Origin of the sequence: Pseudonocardia sp. NPDC046786, assembly GCF_040645415.1 — a bacterium.
In the GTDB taxonomy this organism is placed as follows: domain Bacteria; phylum Actinomycetota; class Actinomycetes; order Mycobacteriales; family Pseudonocardiaceae; genus Pseudonocardia; species Pseudonocardia kongjuensis.
This window is the reverse complement of sequence record NZ_JBEYYF010000015.1, coordinates 1-13,439: the sequence shown is the minus strand read 5'-3', so window position 1 is coordinate 13,439 and position 13,439 is coordinate 1. Positions and strand designations below refer to the sequence as shown.

The window sequence follows — 13,439 nt, the reverse complement described above, 5'->3', positions numbered from 1 at the left end:
CCGTGCCCCGTGAACTGCCGATCGACGACCTCCCCGACCTCGCCCGCGGCGCCGCGCTGCTCGGCGCGGGCGGCGGCGGCGATCCCTACATCGGGCTGCTGCTGGTGCGCGCCGAGCTCGAACGCGGCGCCACCATCACGCTGCTCGACCCGGACGAGGTCGACGACGACGCGCTCGTCGTGGCGAGCGCCTTCATGGGCGCCCCGACCGTCGTCATCGAGAAGATCCCCGGCGGCGACGAGCCGGTACAGGCGCTGCGCAGTCTGGAGCGCCATCTCGGCCGCGCCGCGGACGCGATCATCCCGATGGAGTGCGGCGGCCTCAACTCGATGATCCCGCTGCTGGTGGCGGCCCGGACCGGGCTGCCGATGGTCGACGGCGACGGGATGGGCCGCGCCTTCCCCGAGCTGCAGATGGAGACCTTCGGGGTGTACGGGGTCTCCGGGTCGCCGATCGCGATCTGCAACGAGCGCGGTCACACCGCGCTGCTCGACACCGGGCCGGACAACCACAGCATGGAGTGGTACGCCCGTGCGGTGACCGTCCGGATGGGCGGGGTCGCCTACATCGCCGAGTACCCGATGACCGGTGCACAGGTGAAGCGCACCGCCATCCCCGGGACGTCGAGCCTGGCGCTGGCCCTGGGCCGGGTCATCCGGCTGGCGCACGACGAGCACCGGGACCCGTTCGAGGCGCTCGCCGGCTGCCTGGCGACGACGATCTACCGCTTCGGGCACAGCCTGCTGGAGGGCAAGGTCGTCGACGTCGAGCGGCGCAGCGCGGACGGGTTCGTCCGCGGCTCGGCGCGGATCGCGACCTTCGACGGCGGCCGCACGGTGGAGCTCACCTTCCAGAACGAGCACCTGATGGCCCGCGAGGGCGGACGGCTCCTCGCCGTCGCCCCGGACCTGATCACGGTGCTCGACGCCGAGACCGCGTTCCCGATCACCACCGAGGCGCTGCGCTACGGGCAGCGGGTGCGGATCTTCGTGATCGGCACGCCCGAGATCATGCGGACCCCGGAGGCGCTGGCGGTCTTCGGGCCACGGGCGTTCGGCCTGGACGCCGACTGGACGCCGGTCGAGGAACTGGTCCGGATCAGGTGAGCGAGCGGGCGCGGCAGGCCAGCTGCAGCAGCAGCCAGTCGTCCGGGTTCTCCAGGTCGACGTCGAGCTCGGCGAAGATCCGGTCGACCCGGTAGGCGACCGAGTTGCGGTGCAGGTGCAGCTCGTCGGCGGCGCGGGAGAGCGATCCGTGGTTGTCGAGGTAGGCGCGCAGGGTCCGGATGGCGGCCTCGGCCTTGGCGCCGCCCATCCGGTCCAGCGGGGCCAGCACCGCGTCGACGGCCGAGCGGGCGGTGTGCGAGGCGTACCACTCGACCAGGGTGCGGCGCAGGCCGAGCCCGTCGAACGCGGTCGCGGTGTTGGAGCGCCCCCTGGCGCGCATCGCACCGGCCGCCGCCCGGGCCTCGGCCGCCGAGGTGATCAGCCCGGTCGGCCCGCCCTGCGCGGTCCCGATCCCGCAGTACAGCTCCAGCCGGGGGAACGCGGCGACGGCGATGTCGACCGCCCGCTGCACGGCGCGCACCGTGTCGGCGGCGGCGGTCGACCCGGGATCGCTGCGCGACATCTGGATGAGCAGCAGTCCCCGCTCGGAGCGGGCGAAGTGCCAGGTCCCGCTGCTGCGGACGCCGTCGAGCAGGATCCGGGCGAGCTCCTCGCGGGCGGCGAACGCGGCCACCTCGTCCGGCTCGGGGCGCTCGGCCTCCTCCAGCTCGAACCGGGCGACGAGATGCCAGCCGTCGATCGGCAGCCCCATCGCCCTGGCCCGGCCCAGCAGCTCCGACCGGCCACGGGGCGAGCTGTCGAGCAGCTCGGAGAGCAGCTCGGCGCGGGACCGGATCGGCAGGTCGCGGGCCCGCCGCTCGGCGAGGTGCGCGAGTCCGAGCGCGTCGGCGAGCAGCCGGCCGATCAGCGGCAGCTCGGGCCGTTCCGCGCCGGTGGCGGCCCGGACGACGACCCACTCGGTCGCCTCGTCGTCCATCCCGACCGGGAACGCCTGCCCGCCGTCCGGACGGTCGGTCAGCTCGATCTCCGAGTCGGTGATCCGCGCGACGTCGGCCACCAGGTCGGCGGCCGCGGTGCCCCGGCGGCCGGCGAGCCGCTGCACGGTCAGCAGCGCCCGCCGCAGCGCCAGCTCGGCGGGACCGCGCAACGCGGCGTCGAGCTCGCAGAGCAGCGGGACGATCCCGCCGGCGTTCACGTCGCGCAGCAGTGCGATCCCGTGCCGCCGGGCCGCGGCGACCGAGGTCGTGGTCGGCGCGACGGCCGGATCGGAGAGCACGACGGCCGCGACCCCGCGCCCCGCGGCGGCCCGCAGCGCGACGTCGAACCGGTACGTTCCGACGGCGGCGTGCGCGCCGCGGCCGAGGACCACCGCGGAGCCCGCCGGGGCGCGGCCCAGATCCTCGAGGTCCTCGGCGAGCGCCACGCAGGTGACGTCGACGTCCGGCAGCTGCTCGCCGATCGGCTCCAGGGCGAGGCCGGGTGCACGCAGAACCTCGCTCAACGGGGGCACGGCATCTCCGATCGTCAGAAGTGCCGAAAGAATGCCAAATCTCGTGCAACGTGCACATAGCGAGCGGAAAATGCGCTGTTACGTTCTCGACGTGCAGCTCAGCGACCAGAACATCGAGGCCTACGCGCTGGGCTGTGCCGTGCTGGGTGCCGGCGGCGGTGGGGACACCCCGGTCGGGCTGGCGATGGCACGCCTGGCGATCGCGGAGTCGGGGCCGGTCCCGGTTCTGCCACCCGACGGGCTCGGTCCGGACACGCTGGTGATGCCGTGCGGGCTGATCGGGTCGCCGACGATCGCGCACGAGCGGATCTGGAGCGGCCAGGAGGGCAGGCAGCTGGCGGATGCCGTCGCCGCGCTGCACGACCGGCCCGTCGACACCGTCATGTGCTACGAGATCGCCGGGGCGAACGGCCTGCTCCCGGTCTCCTGGGCGGCGCTGCTCGGGCTGCCGTTGCTCGACGCGGACGGGATGGGCCGGGCCTTCCCGGAGATGCAGCAGCAGGCGATGCACGTGGCCGGTGTGCCGGCCGGGCCGCTGGTCCTGACCGACGGGCGGGGCAACGACATCGTCCTGCACACCGCGAACAACACCGACGCGGAGCGGCTCGCCCGCGGCTGCACGGCCGCGCTCGGCGGGGTGTGCGCCGGTGCGCTCTACGTGATGACCGGGCCGGTCGCCCGCTCCGCGGTGATCCCGGGCTCGGTGTCCCGGGCGCTGCAGGTCGGCACCGCCATGCAGCGCTGCCGGGACGGCTGGCCGTCCGCGCTCGCCGAGCTGACCGGCGGCCGGGTGCTGGCCGAGGGACGCATCGTGGAGCTGGAACGCAGCAGCGGCGCCGGGTTCACCCGCGGCCACGCGGTCGTCGACAGCGGCACCACCGACACCCGGCGGCTGCGCCTGGAGCTGCAGAACGAGGTGCTGCTCGCGCTGGAGGACGGCGAGGTCGTGGCGACCGTGCCGGACGTGATCGCGGTGCTCGCGCTGGAGGACGGCCGCCCGATCGGGACCGAGCGCCTGGAGTACGGACGCCGGGTCGGCGTGGTCGCGATCCCCACCCCGGATGTCTGGTGGACCCCGGCCGGTCTCGACGTGGTCGGGCCCCGGCTGTTCGGCTACGACCTGGCACCGGTGCCCGGCTCCGCCCGGCCGGTGGCGACGGGAGCCGGACGTGACTCCTGAACGCAGCGGTGCGACCGGTCTGCGGATGGGGATCGACGTCGGGTCCACCAACACCGACACCGTGCTCGTCGACGCCGACGGTTCGGTCACCGCCCGGGCCAAGGTGCCCGCCGTCGCCGATCTCGCCGAGTGCATCGACACCGCGGTGTCGTCGCTGCTGGTCCGGGGCACCGTCGATCCCGCGGCGGTCTGCGCGATCAGCCTGGGCACCGACCGCAGCCAGGACTCGGTGGACGCCGGGGCCGATCTGCGCCGGGTCGCGGTGCTGCGGATCGGGGCGCCGCTGAGCGGGGCGATCCCGCCGATGGCGACCTGGCCGGCCGGGCTGCGCTCGATGGTCGACGCCGGTACCGCGATCGTCGCCGGCGGCTGTGAGCTCGACGGCACCCGGATCGCCCCGCTCGACGAGCGGGCGGTGGCCCGGTTCGCCGACGCCGTCGCCGGCCGCGCGGACGCCGTCGCGGTCACCGCCGTGTTCTCCCCGGTCGATCCGGCCGACGAGCTGCGGGCCGCCCGGATCCTGGCCGACCGGCTGGGCCCGGTCACCGTGTCGGCCAGCCACGAGATCGGCTCGATGGGCCTGCTCGAGCGGGAGAACGCCACCGTGCTGAACGCCGCCCTCTCCGGCGGGGTGGAGCACACCGCCTCGGCGCTGCGTGCCGTCGTCCGGCGGCACGGGATGGACGCCGAGTGCTTCCTGACCCAGCGCGACGGGACGCTGCGCGCGCTCGGCCACGCGACCCGCTTCCCGATCCTCGCGATCGGCAGCGGACCGGCGAACAGCATGCGCGGCGGCGCGCACGGCAGCGGCCTGGCCGACGCCGTCGTCGTCGACGTGGGCGGTTCGCGGACCACCGTCGGCCGGCTCGTCGACGGCTTCCCCGACGAGTCCACCTCGCCGTACACGATCGGCGGGGTGGTGACCAACCTGCGGTTGCCCGATCTGGTCGTGCTCCCGCTCGGCGGCGGATCGCTGCGCGACGCCCGGTGCAACGGCGGCCCGCTCGCGACCCTCACCGACGCGGCCGTCGCCGACGGGCGGACGACCGCGGGCGGTGTCGGCGTGCCCGAGTCCGACCGGGCCGGGCTGGCCCGCCGCCTCGCCCGGTACGACCAGCTGCTCGCCGAGGCGGTGGACCGGATCGGGCTCGGCGCGCACGGGCTGCCGGTGCTCGTCGTGGGCGGCGGCGGCGGGATCGCGCCGGACCGGCTGCCCGGGATCGGCCGCGTCGTACGGCCGCCGCACGGCGAGGTCGCCAACGCGGTCGGTGCGGCGGTCGCCCCGGTCGGCGGCACCGCCGAGCGGATCTGCGGCGGCCGCCCGGACCTGCTCCGCCGGGCCGTCGAGGAGCTGTCCGCCGAGGCCGTCGACCACGCCGTGCAGGCCGGCGCCTGGCCGGAGCGCGTCCGGGTGGCGGGCGTCGAGGAGATCCCGCTGTCCTACCTGCGCGACCCGGCCGTCCGGGTCCGCGTGCGGGCCGTCGGGCCGCCGCTCGTCCCACCGCGCATGCCCGGGCCGCCGTCCGGCAGGCCGGGTGTCCCGTCCCGTTCCCCGGCAAGGAGCCCACGATGACCGCGACCGTCCCGCCCACCGTGCTCGGCAGCCGGTTCGTCCGGCGGGACGGGCCGGAGAAGGTGAGCGGCGAGGCCCGCTACACCGCGGACCTGTCGTTCACCGGCCTGCTGCACGCCGCGTTCGTCTACGCCGGCCGGCCGCACGCCCGGATCGTCTCGATCGACACCACCGCGGCGTCCCGGCTGCCCGGGGTGCACGCCGTGCTCACCGCGGCGGACGCCCCGCCGGTCCGCTACGGGATGTTCGTGAAGGACCGCACGCTGTTCGCGACCGACGTGGTGCGGTTCGAGGCGGAGATCGTCGCGGCCGTCGCCGCCGACACCGCCGAGCACGCCGCCGCGGCCGTCGCCGCCGTGCAGGTGGTCTACCAGGACCTGCCCCCGATCCTCGATCCGGAGGCGGCGCTGGACCCGGACTCGGCACCGGTGCACGCGGGCTGGGCCGGCTACGGGACCCAGTCCGGCGTGCAGCGCGGTCACAACGACTGCGGACACATGACCTCGGTCAAGGGCGACGTCGCCGCCGGCTTCGCCGAGGCCGACCTGACCCTCACCGAGACCTACACCAGCGACATGGTGCACGCCGTCCCGATCGAGCCGCACGCCGTCGTGGCCCAGTGGCAGGGCACGACGGTCACGATCTGGAGCACCAGCCAGGTCCCGTTCCCGGCCAGGGCCGGGGTCGCCGAGACCCTCCAGCTGCCGCTGAGCGACGTCCGGATCGTCGTCCCGCACCTGGGCGGCGGGTTCGGCGGCAAGTGCGACTTCCACTTCGAGGCGCACGTCGCGCTGCTCGCCAGGGCCACCCGGCGGCCGGTCCGGCTGGTGTTCAGCCGGCGCGAGGAGTTCCTGGCCACCGACAAGGTCCGGCACGCCACCCGGATCCGGCTGACGACCGGCCTGCGCCGCGACGGCACGATCACCGCCCGCCGGGCCCGGCTGGTGCTCGACTCCGGCGCCTACTGCGGCGACGCGCTGTTCGCGACCGAGATCGGACTGATGATGGTCGCCGGCCCCTACCGGATCCCGCACCTGCACGCCGAGGTGCACACCGTCTACACGAACCGGACCCCGGCGGGCAGCGTCCGCGCCCCCGGCGGGCCGCAGACCTGCTGGGCGGTCGAGCAGCACACCGACGAGCTGGCCGCGCTGGCCGGGCTCGATCCGGTCGAGTTCCGGCGCCGGAACCTGGTTCGGGCCGGCGACACCGGGCAGACCGGGCAGTGGTTCGTCAGCGCCAGTGCCGTCGAGTGCCTGGACCGGGCGGTCGAGCTGGCCGCGCGCGGCCCGGAGCCCGGCCCGCACGAGGGTCTCGGCATCGCCGTCGGCTGGTGGTTCAGCCTGTCCGTGCCCTCCGGCGCCCACCTGCGGATCAACCCGGACGGCACCGGCACGATCGTCACCGGCGCGCAGGAGAACGGCAGCGGCTCGGTGATGGGGCTCCCGCTGCTCGCCGCGCAGGAGCTGGGGATGGCGCCCGGTGCCTTCTCGGTGCAGTACCAGGACACCGGCTGCGGGCCGTTCGACATCGGCAGCGCCGGCAGCCAGACCACCTTCAACAACGGCCGGGCGGTGGTCGAGGCGGCCCGGGTGATCCGGGACCGGCTGCTCGACCTGGCGGCCGCCCGGCTGGAGATCGACCGCGCCGACCTGGAGCTCGCCGGCGGCACCGTCCGGGTCCGCGGCGTCCCGGAGCGGTCCGTCCCGATCGCCGAGTTCGCCGCCTCGACGCAGCTGATCGCCAGCGGCTCCGGCACCCCGCCGCCGCTGCCCGAGCACGACGTCAGCGGCTGCGGCGGGCGGCTCGGCTACGCGGCCTTCGCGGCGCCGTCGTTCTTCTGCGACGTCGCCCGGGTGCGGGTCGACCCGGACACCGGGGTCGCCACGGTCGGCGAGGTCGTCGCGGTGCACGAGTTCGGCCGGGTGCTCAACCCGGTCGGCGCCGAGGGGCAGGTCGAGGGCGGGGTGGTCCAGGCGATGGGGATGGCACTGCTGGAGGGCAGCCGGTACGCCGACGGGCATCAGCTCAACCCGGGCCTGCTCGGCTACAAGCTGGTCACCGCCGCCGACGCGCCCCGGATCGTCAGCGAGTTCCTCGACGACCCGGTCGACCAGGGCGGGCCGTACGGCGCGAAGGCGGTCGGCGAGCCCACCGTGGTCGGCACCACCGCCGCGATCGGCAACGCGATCGCCGTGGCCACCGGCCGCCGGGTGCGGGCGCTGCCGATGACGGCGGAACGGGTCTGGACGGCGCTGCACGATCCGGCCGACGGGGGCCGGTCGTGAACCACCGCAGCTACGCCGCCCCCGGCACCCTCGCCGAGGCACTCGACCTGCTCGCCGAGCGGCCCGGCACCCGCCCGGTCGCGGGCGGCACCGACCTGGTCGTCGCGGCCCGCGGCGGGAAGGCGCCGCTGCCGGGGTCGCTGCTCGCGCTGCACCGGATCGACGAGCTGCGCGGGCTGTACGCCGACGACGCCGGTCTCACGATCGGCGCCGGGACCAGCCACGCCACGCTCACCACCGATCCGGCCGTCCGGGACCGCTGGTCCGCGCTGTCCGACGCGTCGGCGCTGGTCGGCTCGCCCGCCACCCGGGCCACCGGGACGCTGGGCGGCAACCTGATGAACGCCTCGCCGGCGATGGACACCGGATCGCCGCTGCTCGTGCTCGGCGCCCGGATCGGGCTGCGCCGGGCGGGCGGGCACCGGACCCTGCCGGTCGAGCGGTTCCTGACCGGCCCGGGCCGGACCGCCGCCGCCCCCGACGAGCTCCTGACCGAGGTGACGGTGCCCGCCCCGGCGCCGCGCTCGGGCAGCGCCTACGTCCGGCTCGAACACCGGCGGGCGATGGAGATCGCGGTGGTCGGGGCCGCCGCCGCGGTCACCCTCGATCCGGACGGGCGGTTCGTCGCGGCCGCGGTCGCGCTCACCGCCGTCGCGCCGACCTGCCTGCTGGTGCCCGGGATCGGGGACCTGCTGGCCGGCCGGCACCCCGATCCGGTGGCCCTCGCACTGGCCGGGGCCACCGCCCGGGCCTCGGTCCGGCCGATCAGCGACGTGCGCGCCGGCGCCGGGTACCGCGCCGCGATGGTCGCCGTGCTCGTCGGGCGGGCGCTGACCGCCGCCGCCGGGCGGGCCCGGAACGCCCCCCACATCCCTGCCGGGAGGACCGCATGACACCCGTCCCCGTCGTCCTGACCGCCAACGGGGTCCGGTCCGCGCTCGATCTCGATCCGCACCGGACCCTGCTCTCGGTGCTCCGTACCGAGCTCGGGATCACCGGGCCGAAGGAGGGCTGCGACGACTCCGAGTGCGGGGCCTGCATGGTGCTGCTCGACGGCGACCCGGTGAACGCCTGCTCCTACCTCGCGGTGCAGGCCGACGGCCGTGCGGTGACGACGGTGGAGGGCATCGGCACTGCCGACTCGCCCGCTCCGGTCCAGCGGGCGCTGCTGGAGGCCGGCGGGGTGCAGTGCGGGTTCTGCACGCCGGGGATGGTGGTGTCGGCGACGGCGCTGCTCGACCGGGTCCCGGAACCGGACGAGGACGACGTGCGGGTGGCACTGGCCGGGAACCTCTGCCGGTGCACCGGTTACCAGAAGATCATCGAAGCGGTGCTGGACGCCGCGGGCAACCGGAACCCGGCCGGATAGCCGCATCTGCGGAGCCGCTTCCGGGATCGACCCGCGACCTCGGCTCGTAACATGTCATTCACATCACGCAGCACGGAATTGACATGCTGCGGCCGCTTGTGCAGCTCCGCCAAGTTCGGCGATCCCTTCGGCACGGATTCCAAAGATGCCGATCCGGCCCGCTCCTACGCTCGGTGACGTTCTCGATCTCGATCCGCCCGTCCCGCGCCACCGCCGAGCGGGACCGCGGACCCCACCACCTCGCCGCCGCTCACGCACCCGCTCCCGAGGGGACACCCGATGAAACCCGCCACGTTCACCTACCACTCCTGCCGGACCGTCGAGGAGGCCGTCGGGCACCTCGGGGCGGCGGCCGACGCCAAGGTCATCTGCGGGGGCCAGAGCCTGGTCCCGATGATGAACCTGCGGCTCGCCAACCCGACCGACCTGGTCGACCTGAACCGGATCCCCGGTCTGGACGCCGTCGAGGTCGGCCCGGCCGGGATCACCGTCGGAGCGACCGCCCGCCAGCACGCGGTGGAGATCTCCCCGGACGTCACGGCCGCGGTCCCGATGCTGGCGGCCGCGCTCGGGCACGTCGGGCACCCGCAGATCCGCAACCGGGGCACCGTGGTCGGCAGCCTGTGCCACGCCGATCCGGCCGCCGAGATGCCTGCCGTGTTCGCCACCCTCGGCGGATCCGTCACCGCACAGGGACCCGGCGGCACCCGCACGATCGGCGCCGCCGACTTCTTCGACTCCTACCTGACGACGTCGCTGGCCGCCGACGAGGTCGCCACCTCGGTCACCTTCGACCGCCCCGAGCCGGGCGCGGGCTGGTCGTTCGAGGAGGTCACCCGCCGGCACGGCGACTTCGCGATCGTCGGCGTCGTCACCCTGGTCGCGGTCACCGGCGGATCCGTCGCGCAGGCGCGGGTCACCGTGTTCGGCGGCGGTGGCACCCCGCAGCGGATGGCCGACGCCGAGCAGCTGCTCGTCGGCACCGCCCGGGCCGACGTCGACGAGGAGCTGCTCCGCTCGGCCGGTGCGGCCGTCTCGTCGGCGCTGACCCCGACCGGCGACATCCACGGCAGCGCCGCCTACCGGCGGCACGTCGCGGGGGTCCTGGTGACCCGCGGCCTCCGCACCGCCCTCGACCGCGCCCGCGGCTGACCGACCGAACCCGAGGAGACGACCGATGATGTCGACCCACCCCAAGCACCCGATCGGACTGACCGTCAACGGCGAGACGCACGACGTGCTCGTCGAACCCCGGCGCACCCTCGCCGACGTGCTGCGCGAGGAGGTCGGGCTGACCGGCACCAAGCTCGGCTGCGAGCACGGCGTCTGCGGCGCGTGCACGGTGCTGCTCGACGGCAGCGCCGTCCGGGCCTGCCTGGTCTTCGCCGTGCAGGCCGAGGGTGCCGAGATCGCCACCGTCGAGGGCCTTGCCGAGGAGGGCACGCTCGACCACGTCCAGCAGGCGTTCACCGACAACCACGGGCTGCAGTGCGGCTTCTGCACCGCGGGCATGGTGATGACGACGCACGCGATGCTCGCCGAGAACCCGGACCCGACCGACGACGAGATCCGGGTCGGTCTCAACGGCAATCTCTGCCGCTGCACCGGCTACACCAACATCGTCCGCTCCGTCTCGGCGGCCGCCGCGTCGGCCAAGGCCGCGCAGCCCGGCGCCCGGGCGTCCTGACCCAGGGTCTCGCCCCTCCCGAGCAGCCCCCTCCAGAAGGGAACTCCCACCATGACCGAGACTCTCCCCGCCCCCACCGCTGCCCCCGCGGCCGGAAACGGGCTCGCCGCCGAGCACCTGCGGATCCGCACCGACAAGTGGATCGGCAAGCGCACCAAGCGGGTCGAGGACCCCCGGTTCCTCACCGGCAACGCGCGCTACGTGGCCGACCTGGTCCGGCCCCGGATGCTGCACGCCGTCTACGTCCGCTCGCCGCACCCGCACGCCCGGATCGTCTCGGTGGACACCTCGGTGCTGCCCGGTCTCGGTACCTCGGTGTGGGTGTTCACCGGCAAGGACCTGGCCGACGTACCCCCGCTGATCGACCACGTCGCCCTGGACCACCTGCTGCGCACCCCGCAGAACGTGATCGCCGTCGACAAGGTCCGGTTCGTCGGCGACGCGGTCGCCGTCGTCGTCGCGGCCGACCGCTACGCCGCCGAGGACGCCGCCGAGGAGCTCGGTGCGGCCGTCGAGTACGAGGTGCTCCCGCCGATCCCGAACGTCACCGCCGCCAACGCGCCGGGTGCCGCCCTGCTGTTCGAGGACCTGGGCACCAACGAGATCTACCGGCAGACCGAGCGGCACGGGGACAGCGACGCTGCCTTCGCCGCCGCCGACCACGTCTTCGAGATCGCGTTCCACCACAACCGCTACGGCGCCGCGCCGATGGAGACCCGGGGCGTGCTCGCCGACTACGAGCGGCACGACAAGCAGCTCACGGTCTGGTCGTCCACCCAGATGCCGCACTTCCTGCGCTCGATCATCGCCGGCCAGCTCGGCCTGCCCGAGCACCGGGTCCGGGTGATCGCCCCCGAGGTCGGCGGCGGGTTCGGGCAGAAGATGTGCACCTCGCCCGAGGAGATCGTGATCCCCTTCATCGCGGTCGCCCTGGGCAGGCCGGTCAAGTGGATCGAGGACCGGCACGAGCACCTGCTGGCCGCGACCCAGGCCAAGGAGGAGCACATCACCCTCGAGGTCGCCGTCACGAACGAGGGGAAGCTGCTCGCGGTCCGCGGCGAGTTCGTCGGCGACGGCGGTGGCTACTCCTTCAACACCGAGAGCGCACTGATCGAGCCGGCGCTGGCCGCCAAGTCGTTCCCCGGGCCGTACCGGCTCGACGCCTACGACGAGACGGTCGCGGCGTCGCTGACCAACAAGAGCCCGGTCGCCGCCTACCGAGGCGTCGGCTGGACGGCGGCGAACACCGTCCGCGAGATCGTGGTCGATGAGATCGCCCGCGGCCTCGGCATCGACCCGGTCGAGATCCGGCACCGCAACATGCTGCACGCCGACGAGCTGCCGTACCGCTCGATCACCGAGCAGCTCTACGACAGCGGCAGCTACCACGAGTCCCTCGACCTGGCGATCGAGACGGTCGACTACGCCGCGTTCCGGGCCCGGCAGGCGGAGCTGCGCGAGCAGGGCCGCTACCTCGGGCTCGGGATCAGCTCCTACGTCGAGCAGACCGCGTGGGGCAGCGACTCCTCGGCGCAGGCGGGTACCCCGCTGCCCTCGCACGACAACTCGACGGTCACCGTCGACCCGAGCGGCACCGTCACCGTCGCGGTGAGCACGTCCTGCCACGGGCAGGGCCACGAGACCGCCTACGCCCAGATCGCCGCCGACGGTCTCGGCGTCGGGATCGGCGACGTCAAGGTCATCTACGGGGACACCGAGTCGGCGCCCTACGGGCTGGGCACCTACGCCAGCCGCAGTGCGGTGATCGGCGGCGCGACCGTCGCCCGGGCCGCCGCCGACGTGCGCGAGCAGATCCTCAAGGTCGCCGCGAACATGCTGGAGGCCAACCCGGAGGACCTCACGATCGACGACTCGGTCATCTCGGTCACCGGGGCCCCCGGGGTGTCGAAGACGATGGCGGAGGTCGCCTACGCCGCCTACTGGGACTCCGAGGTGCGGTCGGACGAGCCGCTGCTCACCGCGACCCGGTTCTACGACCCGCCCGCGACCTACGCCAACGGCTGCGTCGTGGTGCTGTGCGAGGTCGACGCGGGCACCGGCTCGGTCACCCTCGACCGGATCGTCGCGATCGAGGACTGCGGCACCGTGATCAACCCGATGATCGTCGAGGCGCAGGTGCACGGCGCGATCACCCAGGGCGTCGGCGGCGCGCTGTTCGAGCAGTTCGTCTACGGCGACGACGGCCAGCCGCAGACGACGACGTACATGGACTACCTGGTGCCGACCTCCACCGACATCCCGCCGATCGAGGTGCTGAGCCTCTGCTCACCGTCGCCGTTCAGCATCGGCGGCATCAAGGGGATGGGTGAGGGCGGCCAGATCGCCGCCCCGGCCGCGGTGGCGAACGCCGTCGCCGACGCGCTCGCCCCGTTCGGGGCGAAGGTCCGGGAGCTCCCGCTGGCGCCGGACTACGTGCTGCGCCTGATCGGTGCCATCGGCGCCGACGAGTCCTGATCCCGCTCCCACCCGCCGGGCGCGACCGGGGACCCCCCGGCCGCGCCCGGGCCCAGGAGGCACACCCGTGGCAGAGTCCCCAGCCGAGCCGTCCCGCACCGGGTTCGACTCGCCGGAGGTGCTGGTTAAGGCGCTGTCCGGCACCGGCTACCTCCCCGCCGACGACCTGGCCAGCGCCGCGTTCCTGGCGCTGCGGATGAACCGGCCGCTGTTCTGCGAGGGCGAGCCGGGCACCGGCAAGACCGCACTCGCACAAGCACTCGCCCAGGTACTCGGCGCCCCGCTGATCC

The 13,439-nt window shown here is 74.5% G+C and carries 11 protein-coding genes; 10 read left to right on the top strand and 1 reads right to left on the bottom strand.

The features are described 5' to 3' along the window. Positions 1-2 precede the first annotated feature (2 nt). Positions 3-1,106 (top strand): DUF917 domain-containing protein, encoded by a 1,104-nt coding sequence (locus ABZ881_RS18975; protein ID WP_344021275.1) that lies wholly within the window; start codon positions 3-5, stop codon positions 1,104-1,106. Here the strand turns inward: ABZ881_RS18975 and ABZ881_RS18970 are convergent. Further along, entirely contained in the window at positions 1,099-2,568 is a 1,470-nt protein-coding gene (locus ABZ881_RS18970; protein ID WP_358486242.1) for a helix-turn-helix domain-containing protein, read from the bottom strand. The genes ABZ881_RS18975 and ABZ881_RS18970 overlap by 8 nt on opposite strands. A 79-nt stretch (positions 2,569-2,647) precedes the next feature. Between ABZ881_RS18970 and ABZ881_RS18965 the strand changes: the two genes are divergently transcribed. From ABZ881_RS18965 to ABZ881_RS18925, 9 genes are all read left to right on the top strand, one after another. Further along, positions 2,648-3,757 (top strand): DUF917 domain-containing protein, encoded by a 1,110-nt coding sequence (locus tag ABZ881_RS18965; RefSeq protein ID WP_358486240.1) that lies wholly within the window; start codon positions 2,648-2,650, stop codon positions 3,755-3,757. Beyond that, positions 3,747-5,330, top strand: coding sequence for a hydantoinase/oxoprolinase N-terminal domain-containing protein (locus ABZ881_RS18960; protein WP_358486238.1), 1,584 nt, complete (start codon positions 3,747-3,749; stop codon positions 5,328-5,330). Before ABZ881_RS18965 ends, ABZ881_RS18960 begins: the two co-directional genes overlap by 11 nt. After that, entirely contained in the window at positions 5,327-7,618 is a 2,292-nt protein-coding gene (locus ABZ881_RS18955; RefSeq protein ID WP_358486237.1) for a xanthine dehydrogenase family protein molybdopterin-binding subunit, read from the top strand. Before ABZ881_RS18960 ends, ABZ881_RS18955 begins: the two co-directional genes overlap by 4 nt. Continuing rightward, positions 7,615-8,511, top strand: coding sequence for an FAD binding domain-containing protein (locus ABZ881_RS18950; RefSeq protein ID WP_358486235.1), 897 nt, complete (start codon positions 7,615-7,617; stop codon positions 8,509-8,511). The genes ABZ881_RS18955 and ABZ881_RS18950 overlap by 4 nt, the downstream gene beginning before the upstream one ends. Continuing rightward, on the top strand, positions 8,508-8,987 hold the full coding sequence (locus ABZ881_RS18945) for a (2Fe-2S)-binding protein (protein ID WP_358486233.1): 480 nt from the start codon (positions 8,508-8,510) through the stop codon (positions 8,985-8,987). The genes ABZ881_RS18950 and ABZ881_RS18945 overlap by 4 nt, the downstream gene beginning before the upstream one ends. A gap of 279 nt (positions 8,988-9,266) precedes the next feature. Next, positions 9,267-10,139 (top strand): xanthine dehydrogenase family protein subunit M, encoded by an 873-nt coding sequence (locus ABZ881_RS18940; protein WP_358486231.1) that lies wholly within the window; start codon positions 9,267-9,269, stop codon positions 10,137-10,139. A gap of 28 nt (positions 10,140-10,167) precedes the next feature. Then, the gene (locus ABZ881_RS18935; protein ID WP_358486432.1) at positions 10,168-10,674 is read left to right on the top strand and encodes a (2Fe-2S)-binding protein; all 507 of its coding nucleotides are present in this window, start codon (positions 10,168-10,170) and stop codon (positions 10,672-10,674) included. A gap of 51 nt (positions 10,675-10,725) precedes the next feature. After that, positions 10,726-13,149, top strand: coding sequence for a xanthine dehydrogenase family protein molybdopterin-binding subunit (locus ABZ881_RS18930; protein WP_358486229.1), 2,424 nt, complete (start codon positions 10,726-10,728; stop codon positions 13,147-13,149). A gap of 118 nt (positions 13,150-13,267) precedes the next feature. Beyond that, the coding region (locus ABZ881_RS18925) for an AAA family ATPase (protein WP_358486431.1) at positions 13,268-13,439 on the top strand (172 nt) is incomplete at its 3' end.

Excerpts from the sequence above, each read along its gene's own strand:
- ABZ881_RS18965 (WP_358486240.1), top strand. The coding sequence starts at position 2,648 with ATGCGCTGTTACGTTCTCGACGTGCAGCTCAGCGACCAGAACATCGAG.
- ABZ881_RS18955 (WP_358486237.1), top strand. The coding sequence starts at position 5,327 with ATGACCGCGACCGTCCCGCCCACCGTGCTCGGCAGCCGGTTCGTCCGG.
- ABZ881_RS18945 (WP_358486233.1), top strand. The coding sequence starts at position 8,508 with ATGACACCCGTCCCCGTCGTCCTGACCGCCAACGGGGTCCGGTCCGCG.
- ABZ881_RS18940 (WP_358486231.1), top strand. The coding sequence starts at position 9,267 with ATGAAACCCGCCACGTTCACCTACCACTCCTGCCGGACCGTCGAGGAG.
- ABZ881_RS18935 (WP_358486432.1), top strand. The coding sequence starts at position 10,168 with ATGTCGACCCACCCCAAGCACCCGATCGGACTGACCGTCAACGGCGAG.
- ABZ881_RS18930 (WP_358486229.1), top strand. The coding sequence starts at position 10,726 with ATGACCGAGACTCTCCCCGCCCCCACCGCTGCCCCCGCGGCCGGAAAC.